Source organism: Variovorax sp. GW821-FHT10C12 (assembly GCF_059415405.1).
On record NZ_JBWKNE010000003.1, the window covers coordinates 615983 to 637015 of the forward strand.

Annotated in this window: 11 protein-coding genes; 10 read left to right on the forward strand and 1 reads right to left on the reverse strand. The window is 70.1% G+C overall.

What is annotated here, in order from left to right:
* Positions 1-2 precede the first annotated feature (2 nt).
* From AC07OH_RS19355 to AC07OH_RS19390, 8 genes are all read left to right on the forward strand, one after another.
* Positions 3-1259 (forward strand): lipoprotein-releasing ABC transporter permease subunit, encoded by a 1257-nt coding sequence (locus AC07OH_RS19355; protein WP_062473701.1) that lies wholly within the window; start codon positions 3-5, stop codon positions 1257-1259.
* The gene (gene lolD, locus AC07OH_RS19360; protein ID WP_489058889.1) at positions 1252-1929 is read left to right on the forward strand and encodes a lipoprotein-releasing ABC transporter ATP-binding protein LolD; all 678 of its coding nucleotides are present in this window, start codon (positions 1252-1254) and stop codon (positions 1927-1929) included. The genes AC07OH_RS19355 and lolD overlap by 8 nt, the downstream gene beginning before the upstream one ends.
* Positions 1930-2164: 235 nt before the next feature.
* Entirely contained in the window at positions 2165-2923 is a 759-nt protein-coding gene (locus AC07OH_RS19365; RefSeq protein WP_495301778.1) for a hypothetical protein, read from the forward strand.
* A gap of 7 nt (positions 2924-2930) precedes the next feature.
* Positions 2931-3449 (forward strand): RNA polymerase sigma factor, encoded by a 519-nt coding sequence (locus tag AC07OH_RS19370; protein WP_495301779.1) that lies wholly within the window; start codon positions 2931-2933, stop codon positions 3447-3449.
* A gap of 99 nt (positions 3450-3548) precedes the next feature.
* Complete coding sequence (locus tag AC07OH_RS19375) at positions 3549-4568, forward strand: FecR family protein (RefSeq protein ID WP_495301780.1); 1020 nt, start codon at positions 3549-3551, stop codon at positions 4566-4568.
* A gap of 100 nt (positions 4569-4668) precedes the next feature.
* Entirely contained in the window at positions 4669-16101 is an 11433-nt protein-coding gene (locus AC07OH_RS19380; RefSeq protein ID WP_495301781.1) for a filamentous hemagglutinin family protein, read from the forward strand.
* A 20-nt stretch (positions 16102-16121) separates the two neighbouring features.
* Positions 16122-16754 carry a sigma-70 family RNA polymerase sigma factor gene (locus tag AC07OH_RS19385; RefSeq protein ID WP_492697770.1) on the forward strand — a complete coding sequence of 211 codons (633 nt, stop codon included), beginning with the start codon at positions 16122-16124 and terminating at the stop codon, positions 16752-16754.
* 107 nt (positions 16755-16861) lie between these two features.
* A complete protein-coding gene (locus AC07OH_RS19390; RefSeq protein WP_369644561.1) occupies positions 16862-17482 on the forward strand; it encodes an ATP-dependent Clp protease proteolytic subunit in 621 nt (206 codons plus the stop codon).
* Here the strand turns inward: AC07OH_RS19390 and AC07OH_RS19395 are convergent, their stop codons facing one another.
* The gene (locus AC07OH_RS19395; RefSeq protein ID WP_062473709.1) at positions 17483-17872 is read right to left on the reverse strand and encodes a RidA family protein; all 390 of its coding nucleotides are present in this window, start codon (positions 17870-17872) and stop codon (positions 17483-17485) included. It lies immediately after the preceding gene.
* Between the two features lie 195 nt (positions 17873-18067).
* Between AC07OH_RS19395 and AC07OH_RS19400 the strand changes: the two genes are divergently transcribed.
* Together AC07OH_RS19400 and AC07OH_RS19405 are read left to right on the forward strand one after the other, a co-directional pair.
* Positions 18068-19642: an ABC transporter substrate-binding protein gene (locus AC07OH_RS19400; RefSeq protein WP_495301782.1), complete on the forward strand. Its 1575-nt coding sequence runs from the start codon at positions 18068-18070 to the stop codon at positions 19640-19642.
* 91 nt (positions 19643-19733) lie between these two features.
* Positions 19734-20930, forward strand: a complete 1197-nt coding sequence (locus tag AC07OH_RS19405) for a lactonase family protein (RefSeq protein ID WP_495301783.1) — start codon at positions 19734-19736, stop codon at positions 20928-20930.
* Positions 20931-21033: the final 103 nt, after the last annotated feature.

A 21033-nucleotide genomic window follows, 5' to 3' on the forward strand; every position in this document is an offset into this window, starting at 1 on the left:
TGATGCGATTCCCCTACGAACTGCAGCTCGGCTGGCGCTACACGCGCGCAGGCCGGGCCACGCGACGCAACGGCTTCATCTCCTTCATCTCCGGCGTGTCGATGCTCGGCATCGCCCTGGGCGTGGCGGCGCTGATCATCGTGCTCAGCGTGATGAACGGCTTCCAGAAGGAAGTGCGCGACCGCATGCTCAGCGTGGTGTCGCACATCGAGATCTTCTCGCGCGACGGCCAGGCCCTGCAGGACATCGACGCCATCATGGCCGACGCCCGCAAGAACCCCGAGGTGATCGGCGCGGCGCCGTTCATCAACACGCAGGCGCTGATCGCGCGCGGCGAAGACATGAAGGGCGCCATCGTGCGCGGCATTGACCCCGCGCTCGAACCCGAGGTCACCGACACCGGCGGCATCGCCAAGGGCGGCACCTTCGACAAGCTGGTGCCGGGCGAGTTCGGCATCGTGCTGGGCATCGAGCTCGCGCGCTCGATGTTCGTGCAGCCCGGCGACCAGGTCACGCTGGTGGCGCCGGGCGGCCAGGTCACGCCGGCTGGCGTGGTGCCGCGCCTGAAGCAGTTCACCGTGGTCGGCGTGTTCGACTCGGGCCACTACGAGTACGACTCGGCGCTGGCGATGGTGCACGAGAAAGACGCGGCCAAGGTGTTCCGCCTCGAAGGCCCGACCGGCATCCGCCTCAAGCTGAAAGACCTGCACGAGGCGCGCGAGGTGGCCGACCAGCTCGCCGTCACGCTGCCGGGCCAGTTCCTCATCCGCGACTGGACGCGCCAGAACAAGACCTGGTTCGCGGCCGTGCAGGTCGAGAAACGCATGATGTTCATCATCCTCACGCTGATCGTCGCGGTGGCCGCCTTCAACCTCGTGTCGACGCTGGTGATGACCGTGACCGACAAGCGCGCCGACATCGCCATCCTGCGCACGCTGGGCAGTTCGCCGCGCAGCATCATGGCCATCTTCGTGGTGCAGGGCGCCATGGTGGGCGTGATCGGCACCGTGGGCGGCCTGCTGCTGGGCCTGGGCATTGCCTACAACATCGACGTGATCGTGCCCTTCCTGGAGCAGCTCTTCCACGCCAGCTTCCTGCCCAAGGACATCTACCTCATCAGCAAGATGCCGAGCGACCCGCAGCAAAGCGACATCATGCCGATCGCGATCATTTCCCTCATCCTGGCCTTCCTGGCCACGCTGTATCCGAGCTGGCGCGCCAGCCGTGTGAACCCCGCCGAGGCCCTGCGCTATGAGTGATGTCGTCCTGAAGGCCCGCGGCCTCACCAAGCGTTTTCACGAAGGCCGCATCGACCTCACCGTGCTGCACGGTGTCGACCTCGACGTGCACGCCGGCGAAACGCTGGCCATCGTCGGCGCATCGGGTTCCGGCAAGAGCACGCTGCTGCACCTGATGGGCGGGCTGGACGCACCCACCGCGGGCAAGGTCGAACTGCTGGGCAAGGACATCGCGCATGCCGACGCCGCCGAGCAGGGCCGCTTGCGCAACCACCACCTGGGCTTCGTCTACCAGTTCCATCACCTGCTGCCCGAGTTCAGCGCGCTCGACAACGTCGCGATGCCGCTGAAGATCCGCCGCGTCGAGGCCGGCGAAGCGTCGCAGGCCGCAGCGAAGATCCTCGCCAGCGTGGGCCTGGGCGAGCGCCTGCATCATCGGCCGGCCGAGTTGTCGGGCGGCGAGCGCCAGCGCGTGGCCATTGCGCGTGCGCTGGTCACGAAGCCCGCCTGCGTGCTGGCCGACGAGCCCACCGGCAACCTCGACCGCAGCACGGCCGACGCCGTGTTCGCGCTGATGCTCGACCTGGCGCACCGGCACCGCACGGCCTTCGTGATGGTCACGCACGACCAGGACCTGGCCAAGCGCTGCGACCGCGTGCTGCAACTGGTGGCGGGGCGCCTGGCGGGCTGAGCGTCGGTCAGCCGCTCGAGGGGCGTGCTCGGGCTTCCTGCGGCACACGGGACGCGCGCCGCGCGCCGGGGCGCAGGAAGGTCTGACGTTGCAACGAGACCGTCACACGCCGGTGACAGCATGCAAGTTTCCCGACTGGCGTGCGCTCCTTGCCGACTCGACTTTTTTCCCTGCCATGGCTTTCGCATCCTCACGGCGGGCGTGACGATGCGCGCGGCATCGTTGCGCCGCGAGGGTGAGCGAGGTGCACCCTGGGTTCGCGGGCTCGGCAGGCCGCAGCGTCGCACTCTGCGCGCTCGCGCTGTCGTGGCTGGCCGGCACGGCCTGGGCGAGCGACGGGCCTGCATCACCGCTGCGTGAGGGCGAGGTCCCGGCCGGCGCGGTTCCAGACACGGGTGACGCCGCACTGGCGTTCGACATTCCCTCGCTTCCCTTGGCCGATGCGCTCAAGCGCTATGCCGCCGTCACGCGGCAGCCTGCACTCTTTCGCAGCGAAATCCTGGCCGGGCTGACGTCCTCCGCGGTGCGCGGGCTTTACGCCCCCGACACCGCGCTTGAACTGTTGCTGGAGGGCTCGGGCCTGGTGGCCGAAAAGGTCCGCACGGGTTCGGCCGTCACGCTCGCGCTGAGGCCGGTGCAGGCCCGGGCGGAGGCCCCGCGCGCGGCCAGCCTTGGAAGCCTGGCGGGCTACCCCAGCCTGCTGCAGGCGCGGGTCTGGGAAGCGTTGTGCGGCAATGTGCGCACGCGGCCGGGAACGTACCGGTCCTTGCTGCGCTTCGAGGTGGACGAGGGAGGCCAGCTTCGCCGGCCGCGCCTGCTCGGCCTGACCGGCGACGCGGCCCGCGACGCCGAGATGCTGGAGGTTCTGCGGGGCGTGCGCCTCGCGCATGCGCCGCCGCCGGACCTGCCGCAGCCCTTGACGCTGCTCATCCTGCCCACCGATGCGCGCGGCGGAACGCGCTGCCGCGAGGCGGCCGGCCGCTCGCCGTCCTGACCTGTCCATGGCCGAAGACGTCCGCCCCGTGCTCATGGACTACCTGTCCAGGCACTACGACGCCCTCAAGCGCCAGCTGGGCCGCGCGTTGCGCAATGCAGACCTGGCCGAGGACGCGCTGCACGACACCTGGCTGCGCGTGAACGACCAGGGCGGAAGCGACGCAGGGCCGATCCAGCGGCCGGGCGGCTATCTCGTGCGCATGGCGTTCAACATTGCGCTGGACATCCAGCGTCGCCAGAGCCGCAACCTGCCTTTCGAAGAAGTCGATGCGCTGATGGAACTGGCCGACACGGCGCCGGGACCCGCGCGGATCGCCGAGGCGCGTTCGCAGCTGGACGCCGTGATCCAGTTGCTGGACCGCATGCCGGCGCGGCGGCGCGAGGTCGTCGTGCTCGTGCACATGGAAGGACTGACGCAGCCCGAAGTGGCCCGGCGCCTGGGCATTTCCCTGCGCACCGTCGAATACGAACTCAAGCATGCGCACGATTACCTGAGTGCCCGGATGGCCCATGACAAAAAATAGTTGCGGGATCGGCGCGGCCCGTTCGTCGTACGGAGTGAAGAATCGAATCACCCTGGCGCTCGCAACGGGCCGAGGCCCAGAAGAAGGGGCACGGCCGTGATGCACGACCCCCTGACGGCACCGGTCGACGATCCCGCCCTCGCGGTCGACACGACGCGGCACGAGGCCTGGGAGTGGCTGCGGCTGCTTCATTCGGGTGCCGTCAAGCCGCAGGACGCCCAGCGCTTCAAGCACTGGCTGGCGCGCAGCCCGGCGCACGCGGCGGTCTTCAAGGAGGCCAGGGCGCAATGGGCCGTGCTCGGTCAGGCCTCTGCCGGCGTGCTGCGTACCAATGCCGATGCCGCGGCGTTTCATGCGCGCCACCAGCCCCGGCCGGTGCTCGCGCGCCGCGCCTTCCTCGGTGCGGCAGCGGGCGCGGCGGCCATGGCCGGTGTCGCGGGCGTGGCGGTGTTCCATCCGTCCGCGGGCTTGTGGCCCGCGCCGGCGGGATCGGGTGCCGACTACCGCACCGCCACCGGCGAGCAGCTGGAGGTGGGCCTCACCGAGCGGGTGCAGGTCACCCTGAACACCCAGACCCGCATCAGGCGCCGGACGGTGGACGGCCGGACGACCGGCGTCGATCTGCTCGAGGGCGAGGCCGCGTTCGATCTGTCGTCGGCCAGTGGCGCACGGCCCTTCGGCGTCGTGGCCGGGGTCGGCCGCAGCCTGGCCGAGTCGGGGCGTTTCGAGGTCCGCTACCTGGACGCCAAGGTGTGCGTGACCTGCATCGAAGGCGCGGTGCGCGTGGAGCATCCCGCGGGTGCGCGTGAGCTGCGCGCGCGCCAGCAGACGGTGTACGACGGCACGTCGGTGAGCAGCGTGGCGCTGGTCGGCGCTGCCAACCTGTCGGCCTGGCGCAAGGGCGAGCTGGTGTTCACGCAGGCCCGGTTGTCCGACGTGCTCGACGAGATCAACCGCTACCGGCGCGGTCGTGTGGTGCTGATGAACACGGCCGCGCGCAGCCGCCTGGTCACCGGCAGCTTCTACATCGCATCGCTCGACCTGGCGCTGGTGCAGCTGCAGCATGCCTTCGATCTCGACGCCCGTTCGTTGCCGGGCGGGTTGACCGTTCTCAGCTGAATCGGGCGGCCGTGGTGCGCGGCCTGAAAAATAAGTTGCGGGGTCGTGGGGCGCCCGTTCGTCGTAGTGCATCGACTCAACTTTCCGGCGGAAACGACTCATGAGCACACGCGGGCCCCTCACACCGATCCACGCAACGAAGGCGCGCAACCGGCGGCAGGCGCGGCGCTTTCGCATGGCGCCGATCGCGCGCGCCATTGCCATGACGCTGGCGGCCAACGGCGCCCTGGTGCTCGATGCCCAGGCCCAGCAGGCCTTCAGCGGCGCCTGGTTCGCCAACAAGAGCGCGGTGCAGAACACCGCCTCGGCGACGGGCCGCCTGCCCAACGGCATGCCGGCATCGATGCTGACCAACCCGCTGGAGCAGCGCAAGGCCGGCGAACAGTTGCAGCGCTCCATGGGCAACCTGAACATGGCCGCGCGTTCCATTGCCGCGCAACAGGCGGCGCAGGCGGTCGCACGCGAGGCCGCATCGAACGGGGGCTCGGACATCCCCGACGGCCTGGCCGACGGCGGGCTCAAGGTCGATACCCACAGCCTCACCGCAGGCTGGCTCAATGCCAGGGCGCCGGTGCAGACCGCCGCGGGCGGCCGCACCGTGGTCGGCATCGAGCAGACCGACGACAAGGCGATCCTGAACTGGGAGAGCTTCAACGTCGGGAAGCACACCACGGTGCAGTTCGACCAGAAGGGCGGCGCCAAGCCCGACGGCACCAACGCATGGATCGCGCTGAACCGCATCAACGACCCGAGCGGCCGACCCAGCCAGATCGCGGGGCAGATCAAGGCCGACGGCTCGGTGTACCTGGTCAACCGCAACGGCATCGTCTTCACCGGCTCCAGCCAGGTCGACACGCGCTCGCTGGTCGCGTCCAGCCTTGCGCTGTCGGACAAGCAGTTCAAGCTGGGCATCAACAACCCGCAGGTGCTCACCAACCAGGGCAACGATTTCCCGATTCCCCAGTTCGGCGAGTTCACCTCCGCGCGGCCCCTGATCTACGGCGACGCGGGCTTCAAGCCCGGCGTCGGCGGCGCGCCCGACAAGATGGGCGACGTGGACCGCTTCGTTCCCGGTGCGGCGCCCGGCGAAGTGCGTGTCGACGCAGGTGCGCAGCTGGCGGCGAACAGCGGCGGCAAGGTCATGCTGTTCGCGCCCAAGGTGCGCAACGCGGGCCGCATCTCGGCGCCCGACGGCCAGGTCATCCTCGCGGCCGGCGAGAACATCTACCTGAAGACGCCATCGACGCAGGACCCGAACGCGCCCCGCGGCCTCGACGTGGCCGCTTCGGCAGTGCCCGGTTGGGCTTTCACCGGCGGGCAGGTGTGGGGCGCGCTCAAGCTCTCGCCGGTCTATGCCGACGCCAACTTCGTCGCCGGCCTGCGCGACGTCGTCATGCCCGAGATGGCGGCGCGCGCCAAGGCGGTCGGCTACGAGGTGGTCAACACCGGCACCGTGCAGGCCGACCGCGGCAACATCACCCTGCAGGCGCAGGACGTGCGGCAGTCGGGCGTGCTCAGTGCAACCACCGCGTTGAACAACCGCAACGGCTCCATCCTGCTGCGCGCCTGGGGCCTGGGCTCGCACATGTACGCCGATGGTGTGAACGACCTGATCAACTGGTCGGCCGGCACGCTCACGCTGGGCGAGGGCAGCATTTCGCAGGTATTGCCCGACACCTCGGACACGAGCGAGATCGAGGCGTCGGCGCTTGCCACGCGCTACCAGCCGGGCCGCGTGAGCCTGTACGGGCAACTGATCGACATCCGCTCGAAGGCCGGCGTGCTGGTGCCGGCGGGAACCATCAAGCTCGAGTCGGCGGTCAATCCGATGTTCACGCTGTTCCCGTATTTCAAGCCCGGCAGCCTGCGCGACGCGAGCCGCATCTACGTGGACAACGAGGCCTTCCTCAGCGTGGCCGGCCTGCAGGGCATGCAGGTGGCCATGTCGCGTAACTTCATCGAGGCCGAACTGCGCATCAACGAACTGCGCGACTCACCCATGCAGCTCGACGCGTGGGTGCGTGGCAAGAAGGTGATCGTCGACCGGCGCGTGAGCGGCGTGTTCAAGGACGGCCCGATGGCGGGCGTGCAATGGGTGCTGGGCCCCGACGGCGCCACCTACATTCCCGGTGCCTGGGTGGGCACGCCGCTGGGCGACGTGAGCGGCTGGGTGGGTGTGGGCAAGACCGACCTGGGCGAGCTTTCGGCCAACGCGGGCAGCATCGAGATGCGCTCGGGCGGCTCGGTGATCACGCGCACGGGATCGATGCTGGACGTGTCCGGCGGCTCGGTGCGCTACACCGACGGCATGAACACCGCGACCAAGCTCATGGGCGCCGACGGCCGCGTGCACACCATGGACCGGGCCATGTCCGACACCGACTACACCGGCATCGCGGGCGAGTTCACCCACCAGCATGCGCGCTGGGGCGTGAAGACCACCTGGCGCACGCCGCTCATCGGCGCCGACTACAAGGAAGCCGGCTACACAGAAGGGCGCAAGGCCGGCGCCGTGCAGATCTACGCGGGCGACACCATGGTGCTCGAGGGCGACATGCTGGGCGGCGTGGTGGTGGGCGAGCGCCAGTCGAAGAACCCGGGCGGCAACAAGGGCGGCCGGCTGCAGCTGGGCGAGAACTCGCCGGATGGCCGGCCGTGGTCGCCGGGCACCATCATCGTCAGCCACGACCCGAAGCGGCTCGCGCAGGACTTCGATGCGAACACGAAGCTCGGCGACGACTTCTATGTGCAGCTGAAGCCGGGCGAGCAGAAGTCGCGCAAGCTCACCTTCCTGTCGGACGACATGCTCAGCAATTCGGGCATGGGCAGCATCGTGCTGAACCACATCAACGGCGACTTCGAGCTTGCGAGCGGCGCCGCGTTGAACCTCTCGCCGGGCGCGTCGCTCTCGGTGGCCGGCACCGAAGGCTCGACCAACGACATCCGCATCAACGGACTGATCCGCGTGCCGGGCGGGCAGATCGGGCTTTCGTCGGCCTACGGAAAAGTGGAGATCGGCGAGCAGGGCCGGCTGGACGCCAGCGGCCAGTGGATCAACACCTGGCGCGACGGCGCACTGCGCGGCGCCTGGGCGCTGGACGGCGGCGCGATCACGGTGATTGCCGGAAAGATCGTGGCCCACAAGGACGCCGTGCTCGACGTGTCGGGCGGTGGCCGCGTGGACCCCGGCAAGCAGGGCCTGCCGACGCTGCGCGTGGGCAATGCGGGGTCCATCTCGCTGGCCGGCGTGACGCCCGACCTCGACCTGGACGCACTGAACATGCGCGCCCATGCGGCGGGCTCGGCGGGCAGCCTGTCGATCCAGACCGCCTCGGCGGTGCAGATCGGTGGCGTGCCGCCCGTTTCGCCGCCGGACGAAGCCGGGGCGCCCTCAGCCTCTTCGGTGGTGATGCTGCCGCCCACGCTCTTCGGCGAGCGCGGGTTCGGCAGCGTCACTGTCTCGGTGCGCGGAGAAGGCAAGGGCATCGTGGTGCCCGAAGGCGTGGTGGTGTCGCAGCAGGCCACGAGCATCGACATGAACAACTTCGCCTGGCGCGACCTGCCGAGCGGCCGCAACCTGGCCGAGGCAGCGCCCCTGGGCATGCTGCGGCCCGACGAACGCGCGGCGCGAAGCCCCGCGGCGCTGTCGCTCGGCACCGAGAACGGCCCGGTCCGCATTGCGCGGGGCGCCAGCGTGCGCACCGACACCGGCGGCAGCCTGTCGCTGAACGCCGGCGGCGAACAGGGCGTGCTGACGGTCGGCGGGCGCCTTGACGCACCGGCGGGCCGCATCGGGCTGAGCGGCGGCACGGTGGTTCTCGAAGCCAGCGCCGAGCTGCTGGCGCGCGGCGTGCCGCTGATCCGCATCGACAGCAGCAGCGGCCGCCGCGTGGGCGAGGTGCGCGACGGCGGCACGGTGAGCATCCTGGCGGGCGACATGCGGCTGGAGAAAGATGCGCTCATCGACGTGTCGGGCGCCACCGGCACGATCGACGGCGTGCCCGATGCCGGCCCCTCGGGCACGCGCGTGCCCCGGCCCGCACCGGAGATCCGGCTGGACAGCAACGGCGGCCTGATCGAAATCACGGGCAAGGGCCTGATCGAAAGCACGATGGTGGGCAAGGCGGGCGGGCCCAACGGCATCGGCGGGCGCATCCGCCTGAACATGACCGCGACATCGGGCCCGACCGGCTCGCCGCTGGAGCAACTGCAACGCGTGCTGCAGGACCCGGACTGCGTGGGCCTGGCGGTGGACGGCGTGTGCAGCGACTGGCGGCAGGGCGTGGACTACGACTGGGCGCCCGGCCTGCGCAGCTACGGCTACGAGATCGACGGGCCGATGATCCTGTCGTCGGCGCTGCTCGCGAAGCTGGCGGACGTGAAGGAGCTGGTGGTGTCCGACCGGCTGGGCCTGCCCGGCGCGAACGGCGCGCTCGATGCGGCGCAGTTCGGCCTGACGCCGCAGGCGCTGGACCTGTTCCGCGACGCGCTCTTTTCGAGCGACCTGTTGCGCGACCTGCTGAACAAGCCCGGCCAGGTGTCCACGCTGACGGTGCGTCCGCAGGCCTTCAAGGACGGCGGCTTTGCCGACCTCTCGCTGGTGAATGCGACGCAGGGTGCGATTCGCCTGGACAACGCGAACCTCGCGCTGGGCCGCTCGATCTGGCTGCAGGGGCCGATCGTCGGGCACGCGGGCTCGTCGTCGTCGCTGCGCGCGCCACGCATCGTGCTGTCGGCCGTGCCCGGCGCCTCGCCTGAAGCGCCGGCATCGTCGGCCGCATCGGCAGGGGCGGGGCAGCTCACCGTGGCCGGCTCGCTGATCGACATCTCGGCATCGGAAGACCCGACCCAGTTCCAGGCCGGCGCCGTGCGCATCGGCGGCTTCGGCCGCACGGTGCTCGAAGCCACAGAGATCCGCATGGGCGGCGCGCTGCCTTCGCCGATCAATGAAGAAACCCGGCTGCAGGTCAACCTCGACGTGGACGGGCAGCTGGTGCTGAACGCCGGCCAGGTGTACCCGACCACCGCGATGACCGGCGTGATCCGCGCCGGCGATTCCATCACCGTCGAGCGCCTGGGCGATGCCGGCAGCGCGCCGCTGTCGGCCGGCGGCAGCCTGCGCCTGGAAGCGCCGGTGATCGCGCAGAACGGCGTGCTGCGCGCGCCCTTCGGCCAGATCGAGCTGAACGCCGGCGAGCGCCTGTCGCTGGGCGCGGGCAGCCTCACTTCGGTGTCGGGCGCCGGGATGACCGTGCCCTTTGGCACGCTGTCCAACAACGAGCACTGGCACGATCCGTCGAAGGCGGTCGATCCTGCCAATCCGTCGACTGGCTCGCTGGTTGCGCCGCCTGAAAAACGCATCACCATGAAGTCGCCCGACGTGGCGCTGGCGCGTGGCGCGGTGGTGGACATCGCGGGCGGCGGCGACCTGCATGCCTCCGAATTCGTGCCGGGCCCGGGCGGCTCGCACGACATGCTGAACATGCCGGGCATGTACGCGATCCTGCCGGGGCAGGGCGGTGCGGCGCCCGCTGGCGGTGCCGCGGCGGGCCAGCGCGTCTGGCTCGCCGGCGGCCTCGGTCTGGCGGCCGGCTGGTACACGCTGCTGCCCGCGCGCTATGCGCTGCTGCCCGGCGCCTTCGCGGTGCAGGCAACGGGCAAGGCCTGGGGCGGCGCACTCGCGCCCGCCACCCGCGCACCGGACGGCAGCCTGGTCATGCAGGGCAAGGCCGGCAACGCCTACGGCGGCAACCAGGACGTGCAGGCTTCGGCCTGGCGCGTGATGTCCGGCGCCGTGCTGCGGCGCTACTCCGAATACAACGAGGCCACGGCCAACGACTTCTTCTCGTCCGAGGCCTTCAAGCTCACGCAGTACCGCCTGACCGGGCAGAACGTGGTCACGCCGCGCCTGCCGCGCGACGGCGGTGCGGTGGTGTTCGACGCCGGCCGCCGGCTGGTGCTGGACGGCACGCTGCGCTCGGCACCCGACGAGGGCGGGCGCGGCGGGCTGGTCGACATTGCCGGCAAGAAGATCGCCATCGTCGGCAGCGGGCAGGACAGCGCCAGCCTGCAGGCCGACGGCTACCTCGTCATCGATGCGGCGAGCCTGTCGAACTTCGGCGCGGGCAGCCTGCTGGTGGGCGGCAAGCGCAAGGGCAACGCGCTCGGCCTGGAACTGGACGTGACCGCGACCGACATCGTGGTGCGCAACAACGAGGGCTCCGAGCTGTCAGGCCCCGAGATCATCCTGGCGGCCAGCGACAAGGTGGCCATCGAAGGCGGAAGCCGCGTCAGCGCGAAGGGCGCGGGCGGGCGCGGCGCGGGCAACCTGGTCATGAAGCCGCGGGTGGCGGCGGTCTACGCCGACCCGGACGGGCAACTGGACGACAACTTCGACGGCGTGATCGACGCCAAGGACGCGGTGGACGACGTGCTCGTCTCGGCGGCCAGGGACTGGGGCGCGCTGGTGCGCGTGGCCACCGGCGATGCGGTCAAGGTCATCCGCCAGGGCGTGGACACCTCGCGCGGCGGGCTGGTTTCCATCGGTGCGGGCGCCATCGTCAACGGCGACGCGGCCTTGCTGATCGACGCCACGCGCACGACGGAACTGGCGGCTTCGGCGCAGATCGCGGGCACCGACCTGTCGGTGGCGGCGGGCCGCATCGGCTTCGGTGGCGGCACCGAAGGCATGGTGCTGGACAGCGGCGCGCTTGCGCAGCTGGGCCGTTCGACGCGCCTGACGCTGCGCAGCTACACCGACTTCGACTTCTACAGCTCGCTCGACCTGGGCGCGGCCGGCCTGAAATCGCTGACCTTCGACGGCGGCGCGTTCGTGGGCCGCGGCGCGGGCGACGTGACGATCAAGGGCGACAGCATCGCGCTCGTCAACAGCGGCGGTGGCGGCACCGGCGTGCCTGCCGCCGGCGGTGCCGGCGGCTTCACGCTGGACGCGGCCACGCTGGTGCTGGGCGCGGGCCAGAAGACGTTCTCGGGCTTCGGCGCGGTGACGCTGGCGGGCCGCAACGCGATCGTCGGCGAGGGGGCGGGCGGCATCGACACGGGCGCGTCGCCGCTCACGCTGAACACGCCGCTGCTGACCGGCCGCGGCGGTGCGGCGCAGTCGATTGCCACGGGCGGCGCCTTGCAGGTGGTTGCTTCGGCGCAAGGCGAGCCCTCGTCGTTCGACCCTCAGGAAAGCCTGGGCCTGCGCCTGAACCTGAGCGGGCGCAGCATTGCCTTCGACGGCAGGGCGGTGGCGCGTGGCGGCAGCATCGACATGACGGCGACCGGCGGCAGCCTGGTCGTGGCGCGCGGCGCCACCATCGACGTGAGCGGCTCCGCCAAGCAGTTCTTCGACGTGGCCGAATACGCGGACGCGGGCCGCATCGGCCTGTCGGCGGTGGGCGGCGACGTGCGGCTGGAGGCCGGCAGCCGGCTCGACCTGGCCGCCCACCCGAGGGGCGGCGACGCCGGCACGCTGAGCCTGGCGGCATCGCAGGGCGGCACGGTGGTGCTCGACGGCCTGATCGCGGCGCAGGCGGGAGGCAATGGCGGCAAGGCCGGCAGCTTCGCGCTCGACATCGAGGCGCTGCCCGATTTCGCCGGCGTGAGCCAGCGGCTGAACGACGCCGGCTTCAACCGCTCGCGCCAGTTCCGCATCCGCCAGGGCAACGTGGCACTGGGCGGCTTCACGCAGGTGGAAGACTTCGGCCTCACGGCGGACCGGGGCAGCATCGACATCTCGGGCACGGTGGATGCGCGCTCGGCCTACGGCGGCGCCATTCGCATCACCGCCGGCAACGGCGTGGCAATGCAGGCCGGCGCGCAGTTGCTCGCCGGTGCCACCGGCAGCCTGGGCAACGGCCGCGTCACGCTCGAAGCGGCGGGCGGGCAACTCAACCTGCAAGGCGGCCTGATCGACGTGGCCGGCAACGAAGGCGGCAAGGTGCGCCTGCGCGCGCGGCAGAATGCCACGCACGACGACGTCGCGGTCGGCGCGCTCAACGTTGCGGTGAACGGTGCGCGCTCGGCGGTGCTCGAAGGCGTGAGCGTCTACGACGTGAAGGACTACGACGGCGCCACGGTCGATTCGGTCAAGCCCGACGCCATTGCCGATGCCGCGCGTTTTCGTGCCGCATCGGGCGGGGTGGCGGCACGGCTGGGCACCGGGCTGGCCGTGATGCCCGGCATCGAGGTTCGCAGCGCGGGCGACCTCGCGCTGAACAGCGACTGGAACCTTTTCAACGATTTCTCCGGTGCGCGCGAAGGCACGCTGACCTTGCGCGCGGGTGGCAACCTCGCCATCAACGGCCACCTGAGCGATGGCTTCGACGCGGCCGACCGCAGCGGCCGGCTGCAGGCGGGCCCGTCGTGGAACCTGCGGCTGGTGGCCGGCGGCGAACTGGCCTCGGCCGATGCGATGGCGCTCAAGCCGCTCGCGGCGCAGGCCGCGGGCAAGGGGTCGATCACCGTGGGCACGGCCAACACCGCCGTGCCCACCGACAGCGACCCGAAGCCTGACAACGGCGCGGGCAAGCTCGTGCGCACCGGCACCGGCGACCTCGAAGTGCGCGCGGGCCGCGACCTCACGCTGGCGCACAAGGAATCGGTGATCTACACCGCCGGGCGCAAGGACACGACGGTGTGGAGCGACTTCTCCACCGCCAACCCGAACGCGAGCTACGGCGTGGAAGGCGGCAACCTCGCCATCGGCGCGCAGGGCAGCATCGAGGCCGCGCCGTCGGGCCAGCACTTCACCGAATGGCTCAACCGGCAGGGCACGCTCAATGCCAAGCGCTTCTTCGGCGAATACACCAACGGCGAAAACGGCTGGAACCCCGACGGCGTCTACGGCCCCGTCATTCACGCGCCCGAGCAGTCGAGCTGGTGGATCGACTACGGGCGCTTCCAGCAGGGCGTGGGCGCGCTGGGCGGCGGCAACGTCAGCGTGGACGCCGGCGGCGACCTGCGCAACCTGCTGGTCGCATTGCCGACCCACATGCGCATGCGCGGTGGCCGTTCCGTCAGCGAGGCCATGGCCATGGAAATGCGCAACGGCGGCGCCATGTCGGTGCAGGCCGGCGGCGCGATCCGCGGCGGCCAGTACTACGTGGCGCGCGGCGCGGGCGACATCCGCGCCGGCGAAACGGCGGTCGGCCACACGGTGACGATAACCCGCGACGACAGCGGCGGCGGCCTCACGAAGAGCAGCTACACCGTGGCGCCGATCCTCGCGCTGGGCGACGCCACGCTGAGCCTGCGCACGGCCGGTGACCTGCGCCTGCAGACGGTGGTCGATCCGCTGCTGGTGACCTACGGCGAGGGCCTGCGAGGCGACGGACAGGTGCTGAACTACGGCGCCTACATGAGCGGCTACACCGACCGCAGCGCGCTGCGGCTGGTGTCGACCGGCGGCAACATCACCTTCGTGAACCGGACCGAGTTCATCTTCCGCGACCTGCTGCTGCGCTGGGTCGAGAAGGACACGCTGGTGGGCTTCGGCGGCAACCGGTATCCGGCGCGCTTTTCGGTGGCCGCCCTGAACGGCGGCATTGCCATCGACGGGCCGCTGTACGTGCTGCCGGGCACCACCAACGACGTGCGAGTGGTCGCGAAGAACGACATCCGCTTCGACGCGCCGCTCGTCATGGCCTACGCCACGCCCGCGATGATGCCCACGGGCTACATGCCGGGCGGCGCGGGCTCGCCGTTCAGCCAGATGAACATGGAGGACATGCTCGACAACCTGATCGAGCGGGCACTGGCCTCGCCGGTCAACAACTCGTACCTGCGCACCGTGAACAACCCCGAGGTGCTGCCGTTGGCCAACGACTTCGAGCCCAGCCGCATCTATGCATCGCAGGGCTCCATCGTGGGGCTCGACGTGAAGGCCAACGAACAGACCTGGGTGCGCGCGGGCACCGACATCCGCGGCCTGCGGCTGGCGGGGCGCAACCTGCGTGGGTCCGACGTCACGCTGCTGGAGGCGGGCAACGACATCCTGGCGATGCAGAGCACGGCGCGCCTGGACCCGAACAACGACCTCTCGGTGGGCCTGACCGGCAACATCGAGATCCAGGGCCCCGGCACGCTGGTGCTGGCCGCCGGCCGCGACCTGTACGCCGACAACCTGCAGGTGCAGACGCTGGGCAACCAGCGCTACGACAGGAACAACCGCGCGCTGCCCGAGACGCAGGTCAAGGGCCTGCCGGAACACGGCGCCGCCATCACCGCCATGGCCGGGCTGAACCACGCCGTGGGCTACGACGCGTTCACGGCCGCCTACCTCGATCCGTCGAAGGTCGCGTCCATGCCCGACCACCTGAAGACCCGGGGCGCGGACGGCAGCGTGCTGCCCATCTACCTGGTGGACCAGGTCGAAACGCGCGCAGGCGGGCAGGAAAAAACCGTGCGCCGCGGCCTCGTCTCGTTCATGTCGGACATGACCGGCGAAAAGCTGGAGCCGCTCGAAGCCTGGGCGCGCTTCCAGAAATTGCCCCAGCTTGCGCAGCAGCAGTTCCTGCGGCAGGTGTACCTGCTCGAACTGCGCGAAGCCGGGCGCGACCAGAACGAGCCGGGCACCGGCGGCCTGCCGCGCAACGGCGGCTACAACCGCGGCTACACGGCCATCGAGACGCTGTTCCCGGGCGACACATGGAAGGGCGACGTGGCGGCCAACAAGCTGATGCTGCGCACCATGGCCGGCGGCGACATCGACGTGCTCACGCCCGGCGGCGGCCTGCAGGTGGCGGCGCTGGGCGCCGCAGTGCCGGCCGGCTACGGGCTGGTGACGCTGGCGTCGGGGCACATCGGCATTGCGGCCAGGAACGACGTCACCGTGAACCAGTCGCGCATCCTGTCGTTCGTGCCCGAGGTCACGAAGCAGGGCAGCGACCAGATCATCTGGTCCACCGTCGGCGACATCGACGCCGGGCGCGGCGCCAAGACCTTGCGCGTGCCTTCGGCGCCCGAGGTGTCCACCGACCTGGACGGCGTGACGGTGATCCGCGAGAAGTCGGACATGAGCGGCAGCGGCATCGGCACCGTGGGCGACGGCGACGTCGACCTGGTCGCGCCGCGCGGCACCGTGAACGCCGGCGATGCGGGCTTGCGCGTGGCGGGCAACCTGAACATTGCGGCGCTGCAGGTGCTCAACGCGGACAACATCCAGGTCAAGGGCGAGACCAAGGGCCTGCCGGTGATCGCGTCGGTGAACATCGGCGCGCTCACCAACGCGAGCGCTGCCGCTGCGCAGGCGACGGCCGCCGCGCAGGACGCGGTGCAGCGCGAGCGCGCGGCCGCGCGGCAGGCGCTGGCGTCGGTCTTCACGGTGCGCGTGCTCGGCTTCGGCAACGAGCCCGCACAAGGGGGGCGCGACGCGCCGGCGCCGCGGTCGGGACTGCAATCCGGGGCGCAGGTCGACTACGACCCGCAGAACCCCGTGCAGGTGGTGGGCATGGGCCGCAAGATCGACCCCAGGCACTGGGCCGCCCTGAGCAGCGACGAGCGTCGTCGCCTGCAGCAGGACCGCTAGGCGGGCAGGAGCGGCATGTCATGGCACCCAGTGTCCTTTGCGAACAGGAAGCACCGGCGCGCGACGAGGCGGCCGATGCGCTGCGGGACGAAGCGCAGCGTCGCCTGGCGCTGCAGGTTTTTCTCTGCGCCAACTACGAAGGGCTGCGGCGCAAGCTGACCCGCCATCTCGGGTGCGCCGAGATGGCCAGCGAATGCCTGCACGACGCCTGGCTGCGGCTGGGCCACCTGCGGGTGGGCGCGCCCGTGGAGAACCCCAACGCCTACGTCTATCGCGTGGCCTGCAACCTGGCCATGGACCGGTTGCGCAGCGAGGGGGCATGGCGCTATGTGGACGACCCGCACACCGCCGTCGAGTCGGCCATCGACCACGCGCCCGGGCCCGAGGACATGGCCGAAGTGCGCGCCGAAGTCGGTTCGGTCGACCGCGCGATGCAGGGCCTGCCGCGGCGTCACCGGGCGGTGCTCGAGGCCTTGCGCATCGAGGAGAAGACGCGCCAGGAGGTGGCCTCCCATTACGGGCTGTCGCTGCGCAACGTGGATACCGTCCTGCGCCAGGCGCTCGACCATTGCGGCGCGATGACGGGACGCCCGGTGCTGGCCGGCGTCGGTACACCCCGAAGGGCCGTGGTGTCGCCCCGGATGGGCGCCTGAGCGGCACGTGGCACCGTGGCACCACGGTGCTGCTTGCCACGGCAGGCGCAATGTCACGAAACTGTGGGCTTGTTCGTCAAGACAGTTCAACCACAGGAGCTTTCTTCATGCAGCCCATGTTTTCAACACTGGAAACCGACGACGACACACCGCCCGCGGCCACGGCCGAGCCGCGCAATTCCTACCTCGAGGAAAAGGCGTTCAAGTCGCGCACGCTGCTGATCTTCGGCAGCATCACGGACAGCGTGGCCGCCGACGTCACGCGCCGGCTCATCGCGCTCGATGCCGACAGCGGCGACAAACCCATCGACATCCTCGTGAGCTCGCCCGGCGGGCACCTGGAGTCGGGCGACGCGATCCACGACGTGGTGCGCTTCATCAGCGCGCCGGTGCACATGATCGGCACCGGCTGGGTGGGCAGCGCGGCCACGCACCTGTTCCTGGCGGCGCCGCGCGAGCGCCGCGTGTGCCTGCCCAACACGCGCTTTTTGATCCACCAGCCCAGCGGCGGCGCGGGCGGTCAGGCGACCGACATCGCGATCCAGGCGCAGGAAATCATCAAGGCCCGCCAGCGCATCGCGCACGAGATCGCGCGCGAAACCGGCAAGCCCATCGACGTGGTGCTGGCCGACATCGAGCGCGACCGCTGGCTGTCGGCCACGGAGGCCGTGGAATACGGGCTGGTCTCGCGCATCATTCAGCGCAAGACCGAACTGCGACCGGCCTGATCAGGCCTTGGGCTTGTAGGCGACGACGTCGATCTCGACCTTCGCATCGACCATGAGGCGCGCCTCGGTGGTCGAGCGCGCCGGCTTGTTCTCACCGAAGTAGCTCATGTAGACGCGGTTGAAGGCACCAAAGTCGCGCGCGTCGTGCAGCCAGACGGTGCTCTTGCACACGTCGTCGAGCGTGGCGCCGGCCAGCGCGAGCACGGTCTTCAGGTTCTCCATCACCTGGCGCGTCTGCACCTCGATGCCGCCCGCCACGATCTCGCCCTGCGCGTTGGCGGGCACCTGGCCCGACACGTAGACGAAGTCGCCCGCGCGCACGGCGGGGGAGAAGGGGCGGGCCTGGCGGTCGGAAGCGATGGGCGGGGCGCCGAGGTATTCGAGGGGCATGGGAACTCCTGGGAGTGAGAGGGGGGTTGAGTGGAGCGGGTGAGGGCCGCAGTATCCGTCCGATTTGAAAGACTTTTTCAGAATAACCCATTAACAAGGGTTAACACGGATGATTTGGCATGAAGTCTGCTTCAAAGTCCGGACCAGAAAGAAAATTTCTTTCATAAATCAGTCCGCCCCATGAAGGAGTTCTCCATGTCTCACGCCGGTCTTGTCCAGCGCCTGCCCCGCCTGTCGAAGCGCAGCCTGCTGGGAGCTTCCCTGCTCGCGATGCTGTGTGCCGCACTGCCTCACCCCAGCGCCCACGCGCAGGGCCCACGCAACTTCGCCACGCTGGCGATGGTGGCCGAGCCGCAGACGCTCGACCCGATGGCCTCCACGGCCGACCTGGTCGGAACCATCATGCAGCACGTGTACGAGACGCTGTACACCTTCGACGCCAAGTGGAACGTGGTGCCGATGCTGGCCGAGGGCATGCCCAAGATCTCGGCCGACGGCAAGACCTACGCCATCACGCTGCGCAAGGGCGTGGCGCTGCACAACGGGCGCGATCTCACGGCCGACGACGTGGTGGCCAGCCTGCAGCGCTGGATGGACCAGTCGCCGCGCGGCAAGGCCGTGGGCAAGGAAATCGAGAGCCTCAAGGCCAAGGGCCCGCTGGGCGTGGAAATCGTGCTGAAGGCGCCGTACGCGCCGCTGCTGTCGCAGCTGGCGCTGCCCAGCGGCATGGCGGCCATCATGGCCAAGGATTCCATCGCTTCGCCGCTGAAGGATTTCGTCGGCACCGGCCCCTACAAGTTCAAGGAGCGCCGTCCCGACCAGTTCGTGCTGCTCACGCGCTTCGACAAGTACGCCGCGCGCAAGGAGCCCGCGAGCGGCTACGGCGGCAAGCGCGAAGCCGCCATTGAAGAGCTGCGCTTCGTGCCCGTGCCCAATGCCAGCACGCGCGTCGAAGGCGCGCTGGCCGGCCAGTACGACTTCGCCGACCTGCTGCCGGTGGAAGCGCTGCCGCGCCTGGAGAAGGCCGGCGGCAAGACGCTGCCGATCATGACGCCGTCGTTCGGCTTCCCCTACCTCGTGCTCAACACCAAGGAAGGCGTGGCCGCCAACCAGCCGGTGCGCCAGGCGATCCAGACCGCGCTGGGCCAGGGCGAGATGCTCGCGGCCGGCTTCGGCGACACGCGCTTCTTCGTGGCCGAGGCCAACCACTTCCCCAAGGGCTCGCCGTTCTACTCGGCGGCCGGCGCCGACCAGTACAACCAGCGCAACGCCACCAAGGCCAAGGACGCCGCGGCCAAGGCCGGCTACAAGGGCGAGCCGATCCGCGTGCTCACCAGCCGCCAGTACGACTTCCACTACAACATGTCGCTCCTGATGGCCGAGCAGCTCAAGCGCGCCGGCTTCAAGGTCGACCTCAACGTGGTCGACTGGGCCACGCTGGTGCAACGCCGCAACGACCCGAAGCTGTGGGACATCTACGTGACCCACTCGGGCCAGTTCCCCGAACCCATGCTCTCGCCGCCGCAACTGGGCGACGGCGCACCCGGCTGGTGGGATTCGCCCGCCAAGAAGGCTGCATTGAGCGCCTTCAACACCGAGAGCGACCCGGCCAAGCGCGGCGCGCTGTGGGGCAAGGTGCAGCAGGTGGTGTACGACGAGGTGCCCTACATCAACGTCGGCAAGTTCAACGGTCTCTCGGCCAAGAGCCCGGCGCTGGACAACTACCAGCCCGCGACCTGGCCGTTCTTCTGGAACGCGAAGATCAAGTAAGGCCGCAAGCACCGCCATGCCGTCGCGTCGTCAACTTCTGCAAGTCAGCGCACTGGCCTCCGGCCTGGGCGCCCTCGGACTCAAACCATCCATGGCCTCCACCGTTCAAGCTGCCGCTTCGGGCCCCGTGTACGCCTACGTCGGCACCTACAGCGACGGCGGCAAGCCGTGGCGCGGCGGGCGCGGCCTGGGCGTGCACCAGTTCGTGGTGGACGGCGCGACCGGCGCCCTCAAGCCCATCCCCGGTGCACCGCCCGCTGTGGCGAGCGCGGGCAGCGATGCGAAGCTGCGCAACCCCGCATCGCTGGCACGCCACCCCACGCTGCCGATGCTCTACGCGGCCAACGAATTCGAGGCTGGCTCCGTCTCGGCCTTTCGCATCGGCGCGAACGGCGCGCTGTCGTTCGTGGCCGAGATGCCCTGCGGCGGCAAGGACCCGGCGCACCTGAGCGTGCACCCCGACGGCCGCTTCGTGTTCACCGCCAACTACGCCAGCGGCGACGTCAGCGTGATCGCGCTGCGCGCCGACGGAAGCTTCGACACCGACCGCGCCGCCGTCGTCTACAAGGACGTCGCCGCCTGCGGCGCCGCCACGCCCTGCAAGCCCGGCGCCGACGTGGTGCCGCTGGCCGCGCGCTCGCACGAGGGCTTTGCCACCAGCGACCACGACGGCCCGCACGCGCACATGGTGCAGGCCGACCCGGCCGGCAACTTCGTGCTCGTGGCCGACCTGGGGCTCGACCGCGTCATCTCGTACCGCTTCGACCGCGCCACCGGCGTGCTGAGCCAGCCGAGCACGGTGGCCGTGTCCGAGAGCTCGGGCGCGCGCCACTTCGCCTTCCATCCGAACGGCAAGTGGGTCTACCTCGTCAATGAAGAGGCCTCGACCATCGCCTTCCTGCGCTACGACGGCGCCACCGGCGTGCTCACGCTGGTGAGCGAGACCTCGGCGCTGCCCGCCGGTTTCAAGGGCACCAGCTACGCCTCGGGCATCCGCATGCTGCCGGGCGGCACGCACTTCGTGTCGCTCAACCGGCTGCACGATTCGATCTCCATCTTCAAGATCGATGCGCGCACCGGCGCGCCCACGCTGGTGCGCGAAGAGTGGACGCGCGGCAACTACCCGCGCAGCTGCACGCTCGAGCCGAGCGGGCGCTTTCTCTACGTGTGCCACAACAAGCAGGGCGACAACGTGACCATCTTCCGCGTGAAGAAGAACGGCGACGTGCAGTTCACCGGCCAGTACGTGGCCGTCGGCAGCGCCGCCGCCATCGAGTTCTCGTCATGATCAAGAGCGCATCGCTTCGCTACATCGCCTCGCGCTTCGCCGGCATGCTCATCGTGCTGTCCCTGGTGGCCGTATTGGTCTTCGTGCTCACGCGCGCGGCTTC

Excerpts from the sequence above, each read along its gene's own strand:
- AC07OH_RS19370 (WP_495301779.1), top strand. The coding sequence starts at position 2,931 with ATGGCCGAAGACGTCCGCCCCGTGCTCATGGACTACCTGTCCAGGCAC.
- AC07OH_RS19395 (WP_062473709.1), bottom strand. The coding sequence starts at position 17,872 with ATGCCCCTCGAATACCTCGGCGCCCCGCCCATCGCTTCCGACCGCCAG.
- lolD (WP_489058889.1), top strand. The coding sequence starts at position 1,252 with ATGAGTGATGTCGTCCTGAAGGCCCGCGGCCTCACCAAGCGTTTTCAC.
- AC07OH_RS19390 (WP_369644561.1), top strand. The coding sequence starts at position 16,862 with ATGCAGCCCATGTTTTCAACACTGGAAACCGACGACGACACACCGCCC.
- AC07OH_RS19385 (WP_492697770.1), top strand. The coding sequence starts at position 16,122 with ATGGCACCCAGTGTCCTTTGCGAACAGGAAGCACCGGCGCGCGACGAG.
- AC07OH_RS19375 (WP_495301780.1), top strand. The coding sequence starts at position 3,549 with ATGCACGACCCCCTGACGGCACCGGTCGACGATCCCGCCCTCGCGGTC.
- AC07OH_RS19355 (WP_062473701.1), top strand. The coding sequence starts at position 3 with ATGCGATTCCCCTACGAACTGCAGCTCGGCTGGCGCTACACGCGCGCA.
- AC07OH_RS19405 (WP_495301783.1), top strand. The coding sequence starts at position 19,734 with ATGGCCTCCACCGTTCAAGCTGCCGCTTCGGGCCCCGTGTACGCCTAC.
- AC07OH_RS19400 (WP_495301782.1), top strand. The coding sequence starts at position 18,068 with ATGTCTCACGCCGGTCTTGTCCAGCGCCTGCCCCGCCTGTCGAAGCGC.
- AC07OH_RS19380 (WP_495301781.1), top strand. The coding sequence starts at position 4,669 with ATGAGCACACGCGGGCCCCTCACACCGATCCACGCAACGAAGGCGCGC.